Genomic DNA, 17,314 nt, shown 5'->3' with positions numbered 1-17,314 from the left:
CCGTGAGCGCCGCGACGGCCCCCGCCCCGCCGGACACGGCGCCCGGCGCCCGCACCCCGCGCGCCCGTGCCGCGGTGCGCCCGGCCGGTCTGCTCCTCGGCCTGGTACTGCTGGCCGCGGCGGCCGCCCTGTCGCTGGCCGTCGGCACCAAGGCGATCCCCCTCGACCAGGTCTGGTCCGGCCTGTTCAGCCCCTCGGGCACCGAGAACGACGCGATCGTGCGGGACTTGAGACTGCCCCGCACCCTCATCGGCGTCGCGGTCGGCGCGGCCCTCGGTCTCGGTGGCGCGGTCATGCAGACCCTGACCCGCAACCCGCTCGCCGATCCCGGACTGCTCGGCGTCAACGCGGGCGCGTCCGCCGCCGTGGTCACCGCGATCGGCGTCCTGGGCATCACCTCGTTCACCGGGTACCTCTGGTTCGCCCTGGCCGGCGCGGCCGTCGCCGCCACCGTCGTCAACGCCCTGGGCGGCGGCCGCTGGGCCACCCCGGTCCGCCTCGCGCTCGCCGGAACCGCCGTCAACGCGGCCCTGTTCGGTTACGTCAACGGCCTGTCGCTGTGGCACCTGAGCACCCTGGACGAGATGCGGTACTGGTCGGTCGGCACGCTCGCCAAGCGCGACGTGTCCCTGCTGCTCACCGTGGCGCCGCTGCTCGCGGCCGGCGCGCTGCTCGCGTTCGCGCTGGCCCGGCCGCTCGGCGCGATCGCCCTCGGCGAGGACCACGCGCTGGCCCTGGGCACCCGGGTGCGGCGGGTGCGGGTGCTCTCCGTCGTCGCCATCACCCTGCTGTGCGGCGGCGCGACCGCCGTGTGCGGGCCGATCGGCTTCATCGGCCTGATGATCCCGCACGCCGCCCGCGCCTTCTGCGGACCCGATCCGCGCTGGCTCATGCCGTACTGCGCGGTGTTCGCGCCGGTGCTGCTGCTCGTCTCCGACGTCGTCGGCCGGATCGTGGTGCCGCCGTCGGAGATCGAGGTCGGCACCGTCACCGCGTTCCTCGGCGGGCTCCTCTTCATCCATCTGGTACGGCAGCGGAAGGTGGCCCAGCTGTGAGCGTCCTGCGGGCCGAGCGGCGGCACGAGAAGAAGCGGGACGGCGAGGCAGCGGTGTCCCGGACCCACCTGAGGCGCGGACTGCTGCGCGCGGGGCGCTGGTCGGTGCGGTACGACCCCCGGGCGGTACTGGTCTGCGCGGTACTGGCCGTGCTGGCGGCGCTCGCGATGGTGCTGGCCATCGGCACCGGGACCTACGCGCTGTCCCCGGCCGAGGTGGTGCGCACCCTTCTCGGCGACGGCCCGCCGGGCGCCGAGTTCGTGGTGCTCGACCTCAGACTGCCGCGCGCGCTGGTGGCCGCGCTGGTCGGGTTCGGGATGGGCATGGCGGGCGCGGTGTTCCAGTCGCTCACCCGCAACCCGCTCGGCAGCCCCGACGTCATCGGGTTCGGCAACGGGGCCTCGGCCGGCGCGCTCGTCGCCATCATCGTCCTGGACGCGGGCGCGGCGCAGACGGCCGCCGGCGCGGTGTGCGGCGGCCTCGCCACCGCCGCCGCCGTCTATCTGCTGGCCTGGAAGCGCGGGGTGCACGGCTACCGGTTGGTCCTCGTCGGCATCGGCGCCTCGGCGGTGCTGGGCGCGGTGACCAGCTTCCTGTACCTGCGCGCCGACATCGGCAAGGCGGCCCAGGCGGCGAGCTGGACGATCGGTTCGCTCAACGCCCGGGACTGGAGCGACGTACGGATCGCGGCGCTCGGCGTCGTGGCCCTCGGCCCGGTCGTCCTGGTGTACACGCGGCGCCTGACCATGCTGGAGATGGGCGACGACACCGCCGCCGCGCTCGGGGTGCCGCCGGAGCGCAGCCGCCTGGTGCTGCTGAGCGCGGGCACGGGGCTGACGGCGCTGGCGGTCGCGGCGGCCGGTCCGATCCCGTTCGTGGCCATGGCCGCGCCGCAGCTGGCACGCCGGGTGACGCGCGCGGCGGGCCCCAACGTCCTGCCCGCCGCCTGGATGGGCGCCCTCCTGCTCACCGCGGCCGACCTCACCACCCAGCGGGCGACCGGCTCGGCCCTGCTGCCGGTCGGCGTCCTGACCGGAGTGGCCGGCGGCGCGTACCTGGCGTGGCTGCTGCGGGGGGAGCGGCGCGGGGCCCGGCTCTGAGCGGGGCCGGGGTGTGAGGGTCAGGCGCGGAGTGCGCCGCCCGGCGGCACGGACCCCCACACCCCGCACCTCGCCCTCTCTCCGCGCCGCCGCCGGCTCCCGCGGCCCGTGGAGCTGGAGCCGCCCCACCACCGAGAGGGCGCCCAGTGCCGGTGCTGTCGCTCGCGAGGGTGCCGTGCCGGCGAGAGTGTCCAGGGCTGCTAGTGCCGGTGCTGTCGCTCGCGAGGGTGCCGTGCCGGCGAGAGTGTCCAGGGCCGCCAGCGCCGGTGCTGTCGCTCGCGAGGGTGCCGTGCCGGGCAGAGCGCCCAGGGCCGGCGCGGCGAGGCCGTCGGCGCTCACCGCCGGCCCAGGGGCACCCGGCTCGCCCACCGCCCCACCGTGCTTACCGTCGAGTAATATCGCGCGTCAGGCCCCCCGGAGGAGGAACCGTGTCCCGGTCCGAACGCTCGCCCCTGCTGCTCGCCGGCCTGCTGGCCGCCGCGGGCGCCGCCCACTTCGCCGTCCCCCGCCGCTTCGACGAGATCGTCCCGCGCGGCCTGCCGGGCACGCCCCGGGCCTGGACGTACGCCAGCGGCGCCGTCGAACTGGCGCTGGCCGCCGGGATCGCCCTGCCGCGCACCCGGCCGGTCGCCGCCCGGGCCGCCGCGGCCTTCTTCGTCGGCGTCTTCCCCGCCAATGTCAAGATGGCCGTCGACTGGCGGCACCGCCCCACGCCCCAGAAGGCCGCCGCCTACGGACGGCTGCCCCTGCAACTGCCGCTGGTGCTGTGGGCCCGCGGTGTCGCCCGGAACGCGCGGGACTCGGCATGAGCGGGCGCCCGGGGCCCGGCGACACCGCCCCCGACTTCGCGCTGCCGGACGAGACCGGTGCCGAGCGCAGCCTGACCGGTCTGCTCGCCGACGGCCCGGTGGTGCTGTTCTTCTACCCGGCCGCGCTCACCCCCGGCTGCACCGCCGAGGCCTGCCACTTCCGCGACCTCGCCGCCGAGTTCGCCGCCGTGGGCGCCCGGCCCGTCGGTATCAGCGGCGACGCCGTGGACCGCCAGCGGGAGTTCGCCGGCCGGCACGCACTCGGCATGCCCCTGCTGTCCGACGCCGACGGCACGGTCCGCGAGCGGTTCGGCGTGCGGCGGGGCTTCACCCTCGCCCCGACCAGGCGGGTCACCTTCGTCATCGCCGAGGACCGCACGGTGCTCGACGTCGTCCGCAGCGAACTGCGCATGGCCGCGCACGCCGACCGGGCCCTGGCGGCCCTGCGCGCGCACCGCTCCTGAGGAACGGCCGGGGGCACCAGTGACCGGCACACGGACCGCCCCGGTCGGCGCTCCCGGATCCGCAGCGGTTGATAGCGGGACGTAAAGGGATAATCCTGGACGGCATGGAGCACGCCTCCGCTGCGGCGATCGTGGACACCGACGGCCTGGTGACGGGGTGGAGCGAGGGTGCCCGGCGGCTGACCGGGTACCCGGCCGAGGAGGCCGTGGGCCGGTACGCGCGAGACCTGCTCGCCCAGGACACGGAGCCCGGTGCCGTGTCCGCCCTGTCGGGCACGGTCCTGGTGCGCCACCGGGACGGCCCCGCGGTGGCGCTGACGCTGCGCGCCCTGCCGCTGCTCACGGCGGACGGCTCACCGGGCGGGTACGTGGTCACCGCCGAGCGGCCGGGCGAGGGCACCTTCGCCCTGACCGGGGAGACCTTCCAGCAGTCGTCCCTGTCGATGTCCGTGCACGACGTCGCGCAGCGGTATCTGCGCGCCAACGACACGGCGCTGCGGCTGCTGGGAACGTCGGAGCAGGAGCTGCTCGGGCGACGGCTCTCCGACGTCATGGAGACCATCGACGCCGACGGCCCGGGCTTCCGCCAGTACCTGCGGCAGGTCGCCGAGACCGGCCGCCCCGCGCGCTACGAGACCCTCACACCCGCTTCCTCCCCGCTCGGCGAGCACGCCTGGCGGGTGGAGATGTGGCCGGTGCGCGACGCGTCCGGCACGGTGGCCGCCGTCGCCATGGCCGGCTTCGAGACCACCGAGCAGCACCGGGCACGGCAGCGGCTGGCCCTGCTGAACGAGGCCGCGGCGGGCATCGGCACCACCCTGGACGTGGTCCGCACCGCCGAGGAACTGATCGAGCTGCTGGTCCCGCACATGGCCGACTTCGCCGGCGTCGACCTGCTCGACTGGGTGCTGGGCACGGAGGAGCCGGTCGTGGAATCGGCCACGGACGTCTCACTGCGCCGGGTGGCTCACCGCTCCGCCACCGAGAACTACCCCCGGCCCACCCCCCATCTGGGCGAACGGATCGTCCACCCGACGTACTCGATGGCCGCCCAGGCGCTGCAGGAGGGCCGGGCGGTGCTCAGGGGACCGGGCGACCCGGACTTCGACCGCTGGATCCGGCTGCGCAACGAGCAGGCCCCGCACAACCGCGCCTGGCGCCGGAGCCTGCGCTCGGCCCTGGCGGTACCCCTGAGGGCCCGCGGCACCGTCCTCGGGGTCGTGCTGCTCGCCCGCGGCGCGCCCGGGGAGCCGTACGTCGGCGACGACGTGGCCCTGGCCGAGGAACTCGCCAGCCGGGCCGCCGTCTGCGTGGACAACGCCCGCCGCTTCGCCCGGGAACGCGGCACCGCGCTGGCCCTCCAGCACAGCCTGCTCCCCACCGGCCTGCCGGGACAGGCGGCGGTGGAGGTGGCCCACCGCTACCTGCCCTCCGGGTCGGCGGCCGGCATCGGCGGCGACTGGTTCGACGTGATCCCGCTCTCCGGCTGCCGGGTCGCCCTGGTCGTCGGCGACGTCGTCGGCCACGGCATCCCGTCCTCGGCGACGATGGGCCGGCTGTGCACGGCCGTCCGCACCCTCGCCGACGTCGACCTGCCGCCCGACGAACTCCTCACCCACCTGGACGACCTGGTCAGCCACCTCGCCGCCGGCGGCGAGGGCGACGAGGCCGCCGAGCTGGGCGCCACCTGCCTCTACGCCGTCTACGACCCCGTGTGCCGCCGCCTCACCGTGGCCGCCGCGGGGCATCCCGCCCCCGCCGTCCTGCTGCCCGACGGCAGCGCGCGCCTGGTCGACATGACCGCCGGGCCGCCGCTCGGCGTCGGCGGCCTGCCGTTCGAGGCCACGGAACTGGAGCTGCCCGAGGGCTCCGTCGTCGCCCTGTACACCGACGGCCTGATCGAGGACCGGGTCCGCGACCTCGACCATGCCACCGCCGAGCTGTGCCACGCCCTGACCGCGTCCGTGGCCTCGCTGGACGAGCTGTGCGACAGCGTGCTCAAGGCCGTGATGCCCGAGGACCCCTGCGACGACATCGCCCTGCTGCTGGCCCGCACCCGGGCGCTGGGCGCCGAGCAGGTCGCCACCTGGAACATCACCCCCGACCCGGCGCAGGTCGCCGCCACCCGGACCTCCGTCATGGAACGGCTGGCCGCCTGGGGCCTGACGGAGACCGCGTTCGTCACCGAACTGGTCGTCAGCGAGCTGGTCACCAACGCCATCCGCTACGGCGAACCCCCCATCCAGCTGCGGCTCATCCGCGACCACAGCCTCATCTGCGAGGTCTCCGACGCCAGTCCCACCTCACCGCACCTGCGCCGGGCGCACGCCTACGACGAGGGCGGCCGGGGGCTGCTGCTGGTCGCCCAGCTCACCCAGCGCTGGGGCAGCCGGCCGACCGGCGGCGGCAAGACCATCTGGGCCGAGCAGCCGCTGCCCCAGGGCTGACCCCGCGCGGCTGTCCACCGCGTCAGAACTCCTCGTGCGCCTCCGGGTCACCGCCGATCCGCCGCCGGGGGCGGTCGGCGATCGCCCGCATCTGGTCCGCGTCCAGCTCGAAGCCGAAGACATCGAGGTTCTGCCGCTGCCGCCCGGGGTCCGCCGACTTCGGGACCGGCACCGCGCCGAGCTGGAGGTGCCAGCGCAGCACCGCCTGAGCGGGGGTCACCCCGTGGGCGTCGGCCACGGCGGCGACGGCCGGGTCGTCGAGCAGGTCGCTGCCCCGGCCCAGCGGGCTCCAGCTCTCGGTGCGGATGCCCTTGCCCTCGTGGAAGGCGCGCAGTTCGTCCTGGGGGAGGAGCGGGTGCAGCTCGATCTGGTTGACGGAGGGCAGCACGCCGGTCTCCTTCTCCAGCCGCTCGATGTGCCCGGCGGTGAAGTTGGAGACGCCGATCGACCGGACCAGGCCCTCCTCGCGCAGCTTGATCATGGCCTTCCAGGAGTCGACGTACCGGTCGACGCGGGGCAGCGGCCAGTGGATCAGGTACAGGTCGACGTAGTCCAGGCCGAGCCGGGCGCGGGACTGCTCGAAGGAGGCGAGGGTGTCCTCGTAGCCGTGGTGGCGGCCGGGCAGCTTGGTGGTGACGACGATCTCCTCGCGGGGCACGCCGGCGTCGGACACGCCGAGGCCGACGCCGGTCTCGTTGCGGTAGTTGGCCGCGGTGTCGATCAGGCGGTAGCCCAGGCCGAGGGCCTCGGCGGTCGCCCGCCGCGCCTCGGCGTCGTCCATCGGCCAGGTGCCCAGGCCCAGCGCGGGGAGCGAGGTGCCGTCGTTGAGGGTGTGTGCCGGGATGCTGCTCACGGGTGACCTTCTCTCGACTGCGTACGGAAAGGTGGCGCCTCCCAGCCTCCGGGACGGCGCCGCGATGATCAACCCGGCGTCGCGGTCCCGGAAGTTCCCGAGGCGCTCTCGCCATACCCGGCGTGGGCTGTCACGATCTCTGCCATGACGACGGACAGGGGCAGCGCGGAGCGGACGGCGGAGCGGGACACGGGGGTCGAGGTGCGGCCCGCCGCGGGGCACATCGGCGCCGACATCACCGGCGTGGACCTGGCCGGTGACCTCACCGACGCGCAGGTCGCCGCCGTCCGGGCCGCCGTGCTGCGCCACAAGGTGGTGTTCTTCCGCGACCAGCGGCTGGACCACGCCGCGCACGTCGCCCTGGCCCGCCGGTTCGGCGAACCGGTCGTCCTGCCCCGGCGCGGCAAGGCGTCGCCGCCCGACGTCCCGGAGGTCGAGACGACCGCCGACCGGCTGGAGCTGGGCGGCCGGTTCGGCATGGAGCACGACGAGTGGCTGAGCCGCCGCCGGCACACCCTGCTGCGCGGCTGGCACTGCGACCACGGTGCCCGGGTCGACCCGCCCGCGGCGACCATCCTGCGCGCCGAGACCGTGCCGCCGTACGGCGGCGACACCACCTGGTCCAACCTGGCCGCCGCCTACGCCGGACTCTCCGCCCCGTTGCGCGCGTTCGCCGACGGGCTGCGCGCCGAGCACCGCCTGGGCGTCGGCTACCAGCCCCGCCCGGGCGACGACGCCTACCTCCGCCGCCTGCTGGACCACCAGGTCGCCACCGTCCACCCGCTGGTCCGCGTCCACCCGGAGACGGGGGAGCGGGTGCTGTACGTCAACGGCTACTACGTCGAGCAGATCACCGGCCTGTCCCGCCCCGAGAGCGCGGCGATCCTGCGACTGCTGCTGGAGCAGGCGACCCGGCCCGAGTACACCGTCCGGTTCCGCTGGGAGCCGGGCAGTGTCGCCTTCTGGGACAACCGGGCCACCATCCACCTCGCGCCCGGCGACAACGTCCACCTGGACCACCCCCGGATCATGCACCGGGTGATGCTGCACGGCGAGGTCCCCGTGGGCGTCGACGGCCGCCCCTCCGAACCGCTCACCGGGAGCGCGCCGGGCCGCTGGTGACCGTCGCACCAGCGGGATCGTCACCTCGTCCTCGACCGGCGGGCCGGTCTCCTGCGCCCGGTTGCCGGTTGCCGGTGGCGGCGCAGCCGCACCGCCTCCGGCGTGACGTCCAGCCGCAGGAAGCACCTCTCCTCCGGCCGCCGCCCGAAGTCATGGCATGCGGTGCAGGAAGGTTTCTACGGGGCCCGGTCGTGCAATAGCAAGGGTTCCCGGAGGTGAGGTGAAACGTCCTCTTCCGGAACGACTCCCTCAGAACGTCCGCTTCAGCAGGTCCAGCAGAGCCGCCCAGTGCCGCTCGGTGGCGGCCTCGTCGTACGCGGCGGTGTCGGCCTGGGTGTACCCGTGCGCCGCGCCGGCGTAGACCTCGCAGCGGTGCCGGACGCCGGCCTCGGTCAGCGCCGCCGCCAGGCGCTCCTGCTGCTCGGGCGGCATGGCGTGGTCATGGTCGGCGTGAGCGAAGTACACCTCGGCGGTGATCCGGTCGGCCAGCAGGTGCGGGCTGTCCGGATCGTCGGTGGCCAGCGCGGCGCCGTGGAAGCCGGCCGCGGCGGCCACCCGGTCGGGGTAGGTGCCCGCGGTGTACAGCGCGAGCCGGGCGCCCATGCAGTAGCCGGTCAGCGCGACCGGCCCGTCGGCCGCCTCCGGGCGCGCGGCCAGCCAGTCGAGGTACGCCCGCGCGTCCCGCATCGCGAGGTCCGGGGTGAGGGACTGCATGATCGGGCCGAGCCGCTGGAAGATCTCCGGTCGCGCCTGCGGGTCGATGAACTCCGGCAGTTCCACCACCGGCGCCCGGCCGTGCCGGTAGAAGACGTTGGGCACCAGGACGGTGTATCCGGCCCCGGCGAGCCGGTCGGCCATGGACCGCAGCTGCGGGCGCGGTCCGAAGGCGTCCATGTAGAGCAGGACCGCGGGGTGCGCCCGCCCGTCGTCGGGACGCGTCAGATACGCGTCGGCGGTTCCGTCCTCGGTGGGGATGTCGACAGCGGTTCCCTGTACGGCGGTCATGGCTGGGCTGCCTCTCTGCGGTGACGTCGGCACACGGCCGCCCGCGGCACGGGCGGACCGGAGATCATCGTGACACGTCCGGTCCCCGGCGCGGTCGCGCCCCTGGGCCCGGCAAGCCCTCCGTGACCTGCGCTTGGGCCGCTTCTTACCCGCTCACTCGAAGCGCGTGGGGTCGCCCGCCCCGCGGCGCACGATCTCCGGCTCGCCGCCCGAGAAGTCGACGACCGTCGTCGGCTCGGTGCCGCATTCCCCTGAGTCGACGACCGCGTCGACCACGTGGTCGAGCCGGTCCTTGATCTCCCAGCCCTGGGTCAGCGGCTCGTCCTCGTCGGGCAGCAGCAGCGTGCTGGACAGCAGCGGCTCGCCCAGCTCCGCCAGCAGGGCCTGGGTGACGACGTGGTCGGGGATGCGCACCCCGACGGTCTTCTTCCTGGGGTGCTGGAGCACCCGCGGCACCTCGCGCGTCGCGGGCAGGATGAAGGTGTAGCTGCCGGGCGTGGACGCCTTCAGCGCCCGGAACACGTCGTTGTCGATCCGCACGAACTGGCCGAGCTGCGCGAAGTCCTGGCACACCAGGGTGAAGTGGTGCCGGTCGTCCAGCTTGCGGATGGACCGGATGCGGTCGATGCCGTCCCGGCTGCCCAGCCGGCAGCCCAGCGCGTAGCAGGAGTCCGTCGGGTAGGCGATCAGCGAGCCCGAGCGGACGCTGTCGGCGACCTGGGCGATGCTGCGCGGCTGGGGGTTGTCGGGGTGCACGTCGAAGTACTTCGCCATCCGCCGAGCTTAAGCCCCCGGCCCCGCCCGGCCCGCCCCGGCCGCCCGGCCGGGATGATGGGGCGGGAGACCGAACACCCGATAAGACGAGGAGAGAGGGACGACGTGACGGGCCGGGACGAGGACAGCGGGCACGTGCGGTGGGCGGAGGAACTGCTCGGCCGTCTGAAACCGGCCGGCGACGACGTGGGCGGTGTCGTGGACTGGCTGGCCGGCGCCCTGCACGCGGCCGTGTCACTGCGCGACGGCACCGGGCGGCTGCTGGCCGGCACTCCGGTGGAGCCGGACGAGGACCTGGTGCGCGACCTCACCGCCGGCCGGATCGCCTCCGCGGCCTTCGAGGACGCCGGACGCCACCTGCGTCTGGTCCGCGTGGACCACGGTGGCGCGGAACCGGCGGCCGTGCTCGCGGTGGCGCGCGAGGCGCCCTTCGACCGGACGGCCTCCAACGTCGTCGCGCACACCGGGCGGGCCCTCGCGCTGCTGCTGGCCGCCCGCGCCTCGGCCGAGGCCGGGTACCGGCTGGAGCGGGCCACCTCCGACCTGCGCCTGGCGATCCTGCAACTGCTGATGGTGGAGGAGATCGTCTCCGCGCGCCGGGTCGCCGCGGGATTCTGGCCGGGACTGCTCGACACCGACACGGCCAGCGTCTACGTCGTCGAGACCGACCCCGACCGGCGCGACCGGCTCGCCCGGAAGTGCCGGGACGCCACCCGGGAAGGCGCCCTCGTCGTGCGCTGCCCCGCCATGGACGGCCATGTGATCGTGGTAGCGCCCCGCGAGAGCACCGGCGACGAACTGCGGACCCTGGTCCAGCGGCACCCGGGGGTCCTGCTGGGCGGCAGTGTCCGGCAGAGCCTGGTGCGCACCGCCACCGCCTACGGCCAGGCCGTCAGCGCCCTGGCCGTCGCCCGGATCCGCCCGGAGCGGGCGGCCGTGTACGCCGAGCGGACCTCTCCCGAGCGGCTGATCGACCCGGCGGCACTGCGCGGCTGGACGGCCCGGGTGCTGCGCCCGCTGGACGGGCTGCCGCACCACACCCGGGCCGAACTGCTCGCCACCACCCGGCTCGGCCTGGAGTTCACCGCCGTCAACGCGGCCAAGATCCTCGGCATCAGCCGCAACACCGTCCGGGCCCGCATGGACCGGGTCGCCGCGCTGCTCGGCACGGACTTCACGGACCTGACCGTCCGGGCCACCGCCCACCTCGCGCTGAACGCCGAGGCCGGCTCCGCCCCGCACCCCGCCGACCGGGACGCCGGGCGGCCCGACCGCGCCTGCCTCACCGAGCTGCTGACCGACCCCGCGCCGCGCGCCTGGGCCGGTGACCTCCTCGCCCGGCTGGAGCCCGACCCCCGCAACCTGCGGCGCACCCTGCGCACCTGGATCGCGGCCGGCGGCAACGCGGAGCGGACCGCGCGGACGCTGGGCCTGCACCCGCAGACCGTGCGCGACCACGTCCGCGGCGCCGAACCGGTCCTGGAGCGGCAGCTGCTGGCCGGCGGGGGTGACCTGTACGAGGTCGTCCTGGCCCATCTGGCCGTGGGCGACCTCGACCGCCCGGCGCTGTGCGGCACGAAAGCGGACCATCCGGACTCACCTGTGCACGGGTGAGTCCCCGGGGCCGGGCAGCGGGCACCGGCACGCTTCACAGCGGCCGGGCCGCCCCCTAGGTTCGGACACCGCGGGGGACACCACGGGGGACGACGCGGGGGCACGACCGGAACGGGGGACCGGTCGCGCCTCCGTGTTCCGGCGGTCAGCCGTTCGGCAGGATCACCGCGCGGCCGTTGACCTTGCCTTCGTGCAGCCGCTCGTAGGCGAGCGGGGCGTCGTCGAGGGAGTACGTCTCGGTGTGCACCGACACCGCTCCCGCGCGGGCCAGCGCCAGCACCTCCATCAGCTCGCCTCGGCTGCCCCAGTAGGGCGCCGACACCGACACCTCGAACGGGGTGAGGCCGAAGCCGACCGGGAACGGTGCCCCGCCGATGCCGACCAGCGCGACATCGGCCTCGACGCCCGCGACGCCCGCGGCGGTCCGGACGGTCGGCGCGACGCCGACGAAGTCGAACACCGCCTGGGCGCCGGCCGGCCCGGTGATCTTCCGGACCGCGTCGACGGCCTGGTCGTCGGAGCGCACCGTCTCGTGGGCGCCGACCTCACGGGCCAGGCGCAGCTTGTCCTCGCTGACGTCCAGGGCGACGACCCGGGCGGAGGTCAGCGCGCGCAGCAGCTGGATGGCGACGTGCCCGAGGCCGCCGGCGCCGATGACCACGGCGGTGGAGCCCGGGCCGAGCTTCGCCAGGGACTTCTTGACGGCGTGGTACGGCGTCAGACCGGCGTCGGTCAGCGGGACCGCCGCGACCGGGTCGAGGCCGTCCAGCGGGACCAGGTGCCGGGGGTCGTCGACGAGCAGGTACTCCGCCATCGACCCGGGGCGGCCGAGCCCCGGCGGGTGGATGCCCAGCTCGTCGGCGCGCAGGCAGTAGTTCTCCTTGCCCTCCGCGCACTTGGCGCAGGCGCCGCAGCCCCAGGGGCCGTAGACGGCGACCGCGTCGCCCTCGTTCAGGCCGGTGACCCCGTCGCCGAGCGCGGCGACGGTGCCCACGCCCTCGTGGCCGAGGGTGAGCGGCAGCCCGTACGGGAAACCTTCGGCGGGCCAGCTCATCACCGCGATGTCCGAGTGGCACACCCCGGCGGCGGTGACCTTCAACAGCACCTGGCCGGGCCCGGGTTCCGGGTCGGGGACCGTGACCACCTCGGGGGGTGCCCCGATGGTGCGGTACTGCAGAGCCTTCATGGTCGAACTCCTTCGTTCTGTTGTCTCCCCCGTGGGCGGGACTCAGACGGCGGTGTAGGCGCCGTCGACCAGGTGGTAGCTGCCCGCGATGAAGGACGCGCGGTCGGACAGCAGGAAGGCGATCAGCTCGGCGACCTCCTCGGAGGTGCCCAGCCGGCCGGCCGGGTGCAGGGCGACCAGAGCGTCGTGGGCGTCCTGGTCCATGGTCTTCAGCAGCGGCGTCTCGATGAAGCCGGGGCCGACCGCGTTGATCCGGATGCCCTTGGCGGAGTACTCGGCGGCGGCCGTCTCGGTCAGTCCGACCACGCCGTGCTTGGCGGCGACGTACGCCGAGGAGCCGGCGAAGCCGACCTTGCCGAGGATGGAGGCGACGTTGACGATGGCGCCGCCCTTGCCCGCGGCCTCGATGACGGGCAGTTCGTAGCGCATCGAGTAGAAGACGCCGTCCAGGTTGGTGCGCACGACGCGGCTGTAGGCGTCGATGTCGTACTCGCCCACGGGGGCGCTGGGGCCGCCGATGCCGGCGTTGTTCACGGCCAGGTCCAGGGAGCCGAAGGTGTCGACGGTGAACGTGACGGCGGCCTCGACGGACTCGGGGCGGGTCACGTCCAGGGCGACGGCGGCGGCCTCCACGCCCTCCGCCCGGAGGCCGGCGGCCGCCTGCTCGGCGCCCTCGGCGTTGTAGTCGGCGACGACGACCCTGGCGCCGCCGGCGCCGAGGCGGCGGGCGGTGGCCAGGCCGATGCCGGAGGCGGCGCCGGTGACCAGGGCGGTGCGGCCGGCGAACTCGGCCGCGTAGTCGGTGACGGGGGTGGTGCCCGCAGTGTTCATGGTGTTCTCACTCTTCCGTGGTGCTGTCGGGGACCGCGGCAGCGATCTCCGAGGTCAGGGCGTCGTAGGCCCGCTCCACGAGGGCGGCGAGGTCTGCGGCTCCCGAGTGCTGGTCGCCGGTCCGGGCCCAGACGCGCAGCGCGGCGACCAGGACTCCGGCGGCGGCGTCGACGACGGCGGCCGGGCGTACGTCACGGGCGGGGTCGGTGCCGAGCCGGTCGGCGACGATGCGGATCGACTCCTCCTGGGCGTCGACCCGGATGCGCTGGTAGGCGCCGAAGAGGGCGGGCTCGCTGTCGACCAGGGCCAGCAGTCGCCGCATCCGCGGACGCAGCTGCCGCGGTGGGTCGTCCGGGTCGGTCAGCCAGGCGTGCACCGCCCTGCGGTAGGCCAGCAGCGGGGGCTCGTCGGCGGGACGGCACCGCAGCAGCGCGTTGATCCGGTCGCCGTCGCGGCGGACGAAGTCCAGGGCGGCGTCCTCCTTGCCCGCGAAGTGCCGGCTGAAGGTGCGGCGGGTGACGGCCGCGCGCTCGGAGATGGCCTCCACGGTCGTCGCCGCCGTCCCCTGTCCGAGGATCAGGTCGCATGCGGCGGCCGACAGGGCGTCCCGGGTCTGCCGCGCCTTGCGCCGGCGCCGGTCGTCGGGGGCACCGGGCGCGCCTGGGGTGTCCGTGGGCTTCGCTGCCGTCATACGTCTCACGGTACACCCGAAAATGTCCCAGTGGGACATGTGTCCTGCTGGGACATTTTGTAGGGGAGGGTGCCGGCGGCCGGCCGTGTGCCGCCGCTGGGCAGGGGTACCCGGCCGCACCGAGAAGGGTCCTGAGAAGGGCCCTGAGAAGGCTCTGGCCGAACAGACGCGTGAAGTGGAGGCCCGTATGACCAGCGGAGCGGAGACCGGCGGTGTGACCGGTACGCAGGACAAGGACTACAACCTCATCTGGTACGTCGAGTCGTGCCTGAACAACGCGCTGCGCCTGGAGACGTACATCCAGGACGCCGAGCGGGACAAGGACACCGAGGTCGCCGAGTTGTTCCGCAAGGCCCAGGCGGACAGCCGCAAGGGCGCCGAACTGGGCAAGGAACTGCTGCGCGCCCGGCTCTCCCAGGGCTGACGACGGCACGCCCCCGGGCCCGGCCGCCGTGACGGACGCGGTGGCCGGGCCCGTCGGGGTCCGCGCGGAGGCGGCCATCGGGGTGGTCCGTACCCGGCCGGGCGTGTGCCGGGACCCTGCGCCGGTCGGACGACCGGGTCCACGATGCGCCGTTCGGCCCTGTCCGGCCGGTCGCGGGGGTCCCCGGGCCGTGTCAAGGTCACAGGTGACCGACCCCGCGCGGCCGGGTACCCGGGACGCCCACGCGACCGGCCGACGGCCGCCGCTTCGTCACGCGTGTGGCCCGCGGCGGTCACGAGTCGAAGGAGCCGAAGGAAAATGACCGACGTATCGAGCCAGGGTCCCGCTCCCGGCGACGACCGGAAGGTGCTCACCAACCGGCAGGGACACCCGGTCTACGACAACCAGAACCAGCGCACGGTCGGCGCCCGCGGGCCCGCCACGCTGGAGAACTACCACTTCCTGGAGAAGATCAGCCACTTCGACCGGGAGCGCATCCCCGAGCGCGTCGTGCACGCCCGCGGGGTGACCGCGTACGGCTTCTTCGAGGCGTACGGCGCCTGGGGCGACGAGCCGATCGACCGGTACACCCGGGCCAAGCTGTTCCAGGAGCGCGGCAAGCGCACCGACATCGCCCTGCGGTTCTCCACCGTCATCGGCGGACGCGACTCCTCCGAGGCCGCCCGCGACCCGCGCGGCTTCGCGGTGAAGTTCTACACGGAGGACGGCAACTGGGACCTGGTCGGCAACAACCTGGGCGTCTTCTTCATCCGGGACGCCATCAAGTTCCCGGACGTCATCCACGCCCTCAAGCCCGACCCGGTCACCTTCGAGCAGCAGCCCCGGCGCATCTTCGACTTCATGTCGCAGACCCCGGAGTGCATGCACATGCTGGTCAACCTGTTCAGCCCGCGCGGCATCCCGGCCGACTACCGCCACCAGCAGGGCTTCGGTGTCAACACCTACAAGTGGGTCGACCAGGCCGGTGACACGAAGCTCGTCAAGTACCACTGGATGCCCAAACAGGGCGTGCGCAGCATGACCGAGGAGGACGCCGCCAACGTGCAGGCGGACTCCACCGGCCACGCCACCAAGGACCTCTACGAGGCGGTCGCCCGCGGCGACTACCCGGAGTGGGAGCTGCTCGTCCAGATGATGGACGACCACGACCACCCGGAGCTGGACTTCGACCCGCTGGACGACACCAAGACCTGGCCCGAGCAGGAGTTCCCGCCCAAACCGGTCGGCCGGATCGTACTGAACCGGATGCCGGAGAACTTCTTCGCGGAGAACGAGCAGATCTCCTTCGGCACCGGCGTCCTCGTCGACGGACTGGACTTCTCCGACGACAAGATGCTGGTCGGCCGGACCTTCTCGTACAGCGACACCCAGCGCTACCGGGTCGGGCCCAACTACCTCCAGCTCCCGGTCAACCAGGCCAAGAACGCCACCGTGCGCACCAACCAGCGCGACGGTTTCATGGCCTACCACATCGACGGCGGCGAGAACCCGTCGGTCAACTACGAACCGTCGATCACCGACGGCAGCCTGCGCGAGGCCGAGTACCCCACCCATGACGAGCAGGGTCCGGAGATCCGCGGCCGGGTCACCCGCAAGCGCATCCCGCGCACCAACGACTACCTCCAGGCCGGCCAGCGCTACTGCCTGATGGAACAGTGGGAGCGCGACGACCTGGTGAAGAACTTCGTCAACCTGCTCTCCCAGTGCGACCGGCCGGTGCAGGAGCGCATGGTGTGGCACTTCCTGCTGGTCGAGAACGACCTCGGACTGCGGGTCGGCGAGGGCCTCGGCATCTCGCCCGAGGACGTGGCGGGCCTGGAGCCGCTGGCCAGCCAGGACCTCACCGACGAGGACCGCAAGCGGCTGGCCAACCTCGGCAAGAACCCGCCGCGCGACGTCGAGGGCCTCACCATGACCCACTGCGTGCCCAACGAACGGCACGTGGTGACCCGGTGAGTCGGCCCCGCAACGCCGCCCGGGCCACCGCGGCGGACCGGGCGGCGTAGCCCCGGCCGACCGCACGGCGTGCACCAGCGGCGGGAACGGCTGGTGCACGCCAGCCCGTTCCCGCCGGCCCGCGGCGAGCGGCGCCGCCCCGTCGTAGGAGTCGAGGACGCCCGTCCGGGAGACGCCCGCTCCGGTCTGCCGGGCGGCGTGGCGCCGCACGCCGCGGCTCCGGCGGCGTGCGGCGCGGCCGGCTCCCGCCCGAACCGCTCGGCGGCCCGGACGCCGGGCGGACCCTCGGCCACCAGGCCGGTGACCAGCCGGCGCCGGTCCGCGCCGCGCACCGCGGGGACCCGGACCGCCCCGGGGGTCGCCGGCCGACGCAACAACGGCGGCCTCCGCCCGGACCGTGGCCCGTCGTCGCCCCGCTCGACCACCACCGTCCGCCCGTCGCCGAGGGTGACCTCGGCCGACCCGGCGGACCGCCGGCCTCGCCCGTCACCGCCGCCCGGTGAGCCGCGCCGCCGCGGCCCCCTCATCGTCCGCCGCGTCCATGGCGGCCGCCCCGAGCCGGGTGGCCGCCGACCCGGTGAATACCGCCGCGCACGCCGATCGAACGGCCCGGGAGCGGGGGACCAGTGGGATCATGACCAGTTCAGCGTTCCCCCGTACGATCATCCTGCCGCCCCCCGTCTGCGAGCAGGCCGCGCAGCACCTCGAACACGCGGTGCGGCGGGCCATCGACGGTGCCGCCGCCCCGTGGCGCGCCTTCCGCGGCGCCGACGACCAGGACTTCGAGATCCCCGTCTCCGTGGTCGAGCAGGCGGCGGGCTGTCTGCTGGTACTGGCCGCCGAGAGCGCCCAGAACCTGCGCCCCTCCGCGCTGCGCGCCCTGATCACCGTCGCCCTTCATCTGCGGGACGCCGCCGAGGCCGTCCGCCGCCCCACCCTCCCGACCACGCCGTGGTGACCCG

At 74.5% G+C, this 17,314-nt stretch carries 16 protein-coding genes; 10 read left to right on the top strand and 6 right to left on the bottom strand.

Translation table 11 applies throughout. The features are described 5' to 3' along the window. The first annotated feature begins 2 nt into the window (after positions 1 to 2). From ACZ3IG_RS29780 to ACZ3IG_RS29760, 5 genes are all read left to right on the top strand, one after another. A complete protein-coding gene (locus tag ACZ3IG_RS29780) occupies positions 3 to 1,055 on the top strand; it encodes a FecCD family ABC transporter permease (protein ID WP_467435919.1) in 1,053 nt (350 codons plus the stop codon). Between the two features lie 5 nt (positions 1,056 to 1,060). Further along, positions 1,061 to 2,155 (top strand): FecCD family ABC transporter permease, encoded by a 1,095-nt coding sequence (locus ACZ3IG_RS29775; protein WP_467435953.1) that lies wholly within the window; start codon positions 1,061 to 1,063, stop codon positions 2,153 to 2,155. A gap of 428 nt (positions 2,156 to 2,583) precedes the next feature. Further along, on the top strand, positions 2,584 to 2,964 hold the full coding sequence (locus ACZ3IG_RS29770) for a DoxX family protein (RefSeq protein ID WP_467435918.1): 381 nt from the start codon (positions 2,584 to 2,586) through the stop codon (positions 2,962 to 2,964). Next, complete coding sequence (locus ACZ3IG_RS29765; RefSeq protein WP_467435917.1) at positions 2,961 to 3,428, top strand: peroxiredoxin; 468 nt, start codon at positions 2,961 to 2,963, stop codon at positions 3,426 to 3,428. The genes ACZ3IG_RS29770 and ACZ3IG_RS29765 overlap by 4 nt, the downstream gene beginning before the upstream one ends. A 104-nt stretch (positions 3,429 to 3,532) precedes the next feature. Continuing rightward, complete coding sequence (locus ACZ3IG_RS29760) at positions 3,533 to 5,875, top strand: SpoIIE family protein phosphatase (protein ID WP_467435916.1); 2,343 nt, start codon at positions 3,533 to 3,535, stop codon at positions 5,873 to 5,875. A gap of 22 nt (positions 5,876 to 5,897) precedes the next feature. On the opposite strand, the gene ACZ3IG_RS29755 is transcribed toward ACZ3IG_RS29760, so the two are convergent. Continuing rightward, positions 5,898 to 6,728 carry an aldo/keto reductase gene (locus tag ACZ3IG_RS29755; protein ID WP_467435914.1) on the bottom strand — a complete coding sequence of 277 codons (831 nt, stop codon included), beginning with the start codon at positions 6,726 to 6,728 and terminating at the stop codon, positions 5,898 to 5,900. A 144-nt stretch (positions 6,729 to 6,872) separates the two neighbouring features. Between ACZ3IG_RS29755 and ACZ3IG_RS29750 the strand changes: the two genes are divergently transcribed. Further along, the gene (locus ACZ3IG_RS29750) at positions 6,873 to 7,850 is read left to right on the top strand and encodes a TauD/TfdA dioxygenase family protein (RefSeq protein ID WP_467435913.1); all 978 of its coding nucleotides are present in this window, start codon (positions 6,873 to 6,875) and stop codon (positions 7,848 to 7,850) included. Positions 7,851 to 8,099: 249 nt separating this feature from the next. Here ACZ3IG_RS29750 and ACZ3IG_RS29745 read toward each other — a convergent pair whose 3' ends face one another. Beyond that, on the bottom strand, positions 8,100 to 8,855 hold the full coding sequence (locus ACZ3IG_RS29745; protein ID WP_467435912.1) for a dienelactone hydrolase family protein: 756 nt from the start codon (positions 8,853 to 8,855) through the stop codon (positions 8,100 to 8,102). 153 nt (positions 8,856 to 9,008) lie between these two features. Next, the gene (locus ACZ3IG_RS29740) at positions 9,009 to 9,629 is read right to left on the bottom strand and encodes an L-threonylcarbamoyladenylate synthase (protein WP_467435911.1); all 621 of its coding nucleotides are present in this window, start codon (positions 9,627 to 9,629) and stop codon (positions 9,009 to 9,011) included. 54 nt (positions 9,630 to 9,683) lie between these two features. On the opposite strand from ACZ3IG_RS29740, the gene ACZ3IG_RS29735 reads away from it, so the two are divergent. Continuing rightward, positions 9,684 to 11,243, top strand: coding sequence for a helix-turn-helix domain-containing protein (locus ACZ3IG_RS29735; RefSeq protein ID WP_467435910.1), 1,560 nt, complete (start codon positions 9,684 to 9,686; stop codon positions 11,241 to 11,243). Between the two features lie 145 nt (positions 11,244 to 11,388). Here the strand turns inward: ACZ3IG_RS29735 and ACZ3IG_RS29730 are convergent, their stop codons facing one another. The 3 genes from ACZ3IG_RS29730 to ACZ3IG_RS29720 are packed head-to-tail and all read right to left on the bottom strand — an operon-like array spanning position 11,389 to position 13,951. Next, positions 11,389 to 12,429, bottom strand: coding sequence for an NAD(P)-dependent alcohol dehydrogenase (locus tag ACZ3IG_RS29730; RefSeq protein ID WP_467435908.1), 1,041 nt, complete (start codon positions 12,427 to 12,429; stop codon positions 11,389 to 11,391). 42 nt (positions 12,430 to 12,471) lie between these two features. Beyond that, positions 12,472 to 13,260: an SDR family NAD(P)-dependent oxidoreductase gene (locus tag ACZ3IG_RS29725; protein WP_467435907.1), complete on the bottom strand. Its 789-nt coding sequence runs from the start codon at positions 13,258 to 13,260 to the stop codon at positions 12,472 to 12,474. 7 nt (positions 13,261 to 13,267) lie between these two features. Continuing rightward, a complete protein-coding gene (locus ACZ3IG_RS29720; protein ID WP_467435906.1) occupies positions 13,268 to 13,951 on the bottom strand; it encodes a TetR/AcrR family transcriptional regulator in 684 nt (227 codons plus the stop codon). Between the two features lie 187 nt (positions 13,952 to 14,138). Between ACZ3IG_RS29720 and ACZ3IG_RS29715 the strand changes: the two genes are divergently transcribed. The 3 genes from ACZ3IG_RS29715 to ACZ3IG_RS29705 all read left to right on the top strand — a co-directional run bounded on the left by ACZ3IG_RS29715 (position 14,139) and on the right by ACZ3IG_RS29705 (position 17,310). After that, positions 14,139 to 14,375: a hypothetical protein gene (locus tag ACZ3IG_RS29715; RefSeq protein ID WP_467435905.1), complete on the top strand. Its 237-nt coding sequence runs from the start codon at positions 14,139 to 14,141 to the stop codon at positions 14,373 to 14,375. 318 nt (positions 14,376 to 14,693) lie between these two features. Continuing rightward, positions 14,694 to 16,352: a catalase gene (locus ACZ3IG_RS29710; protein ID WP_467435904.1), complete on the top strand. Its 1,659-nt coding sequence runs from the start codon at positions 14,694 to 14,696 to the stop codon at positions 16,350 to 16,352. Between the two features lie 634 nt (positions 16,353 to 16,986). Then, positions 16,987 to 17,310, top strand: a complete 324-nt coding sequence (locus ACZ3IG_RS29705; protein WP_467435903.1) for a hypothetical protein — start codon at positions 16,987 to 16,989, stop codon at positions 17,308 to 17,310. Positions 17,311 to 17,314: the final 4 nt, after the last annotated feature.

It is taken from the genome of Streptomyces sp. NPDC016677 (assembly GCF_055562815.1).
Note: the sequence above shows the minus strand (reverse complement) of the source record. Positions and strands in the feature narration are given on the sequence as shown.

Coding starts and splice junctions, on each gene's coding strand:
- ACZ3IG_RS29710 (WP_467435904.1), top strand. CDS start 14,694: ATGACCGACGTATCGAGCCAGGGTCCCGCTCCCGGCGACGACCGGAAG.
- ACZ3IG_RS29745 (WP_467435912.1), bottom strand. CDS start 8,855: ATGACCGCCGTACAGGGAACCGCTGTCGACATCCCCACCGAGGACGGA.
- ACZ3IG_RS29715 (WP_467435905.1), top strand. CDS start 14,139: ATGACCAGCGGAGCGGAGACCGGCGGTGTGACCGGTACGCAGGACAAG.
- ACZ3IG_RS29760 (WP_467435916.1), top strand. CDS start 3,533: ATGGAGCACGCCTCCGCTGCGGCGATCGTGGACACCGACGGCCTGGTG.
- ACZ3IG_RS29730 (WP_467435908.1), bottom strand. CDS start 12,429: ATGAAGGCTCTGCAGTACCGCACCATCGGGGCACCCCCCGAGGTGGTC.
- ACZ3IG_RS29740 (WP_467435911.1), bottom strand. CDS start 9,629: ATGGCGAAGTACTTCGACGTGCACCCCGACAACCCCCAGCCGCGCAGC.
- ACZ3IG_RS29725 (WP_467435907.1), bottom strand. CDS start 13,260: ATGAACACTGCGGGCACCACCCCCGTCACCGACTACGCGGCCGAGTTC.
- ACZ3IG_RS29705 (WP_467435903.1), top strand. CDS start 16,987: ATGACCAGTTCAGCGTTCCCCCGTACGATCATCCTGCCGCCCCCCGTC.
- ACZ3IG_RS29750 (WP_467435913.1), top strand. CDS start 6,873: ATGACGACGGACAGGGGCAGCGCGGAGCGGACGGCGGAGCGGGACACG.
- ACZ3IG_RS29735 (WP_467435910.1), top strand. CDS start 9,684: ATGATGGGGCGGGAGACCGAACACCCGATAAGACGAGGAGAGAGGGAC.
- ACZ3IG_RS29720 (WP_467435906.1), bottom strand. CDS start 13,951: ATGACGGCAGCGAAGCCCACGGACACCCCAGGCGCGCCCGGTGCCCCC.
- ACZ3IG_RS29765 (WP_467435917.1), top strand. CDS start 2,961: ATGAGCGGGCGCCCGGGGCCCGGCGACACCGCCCCCGACTTCGCGCTG.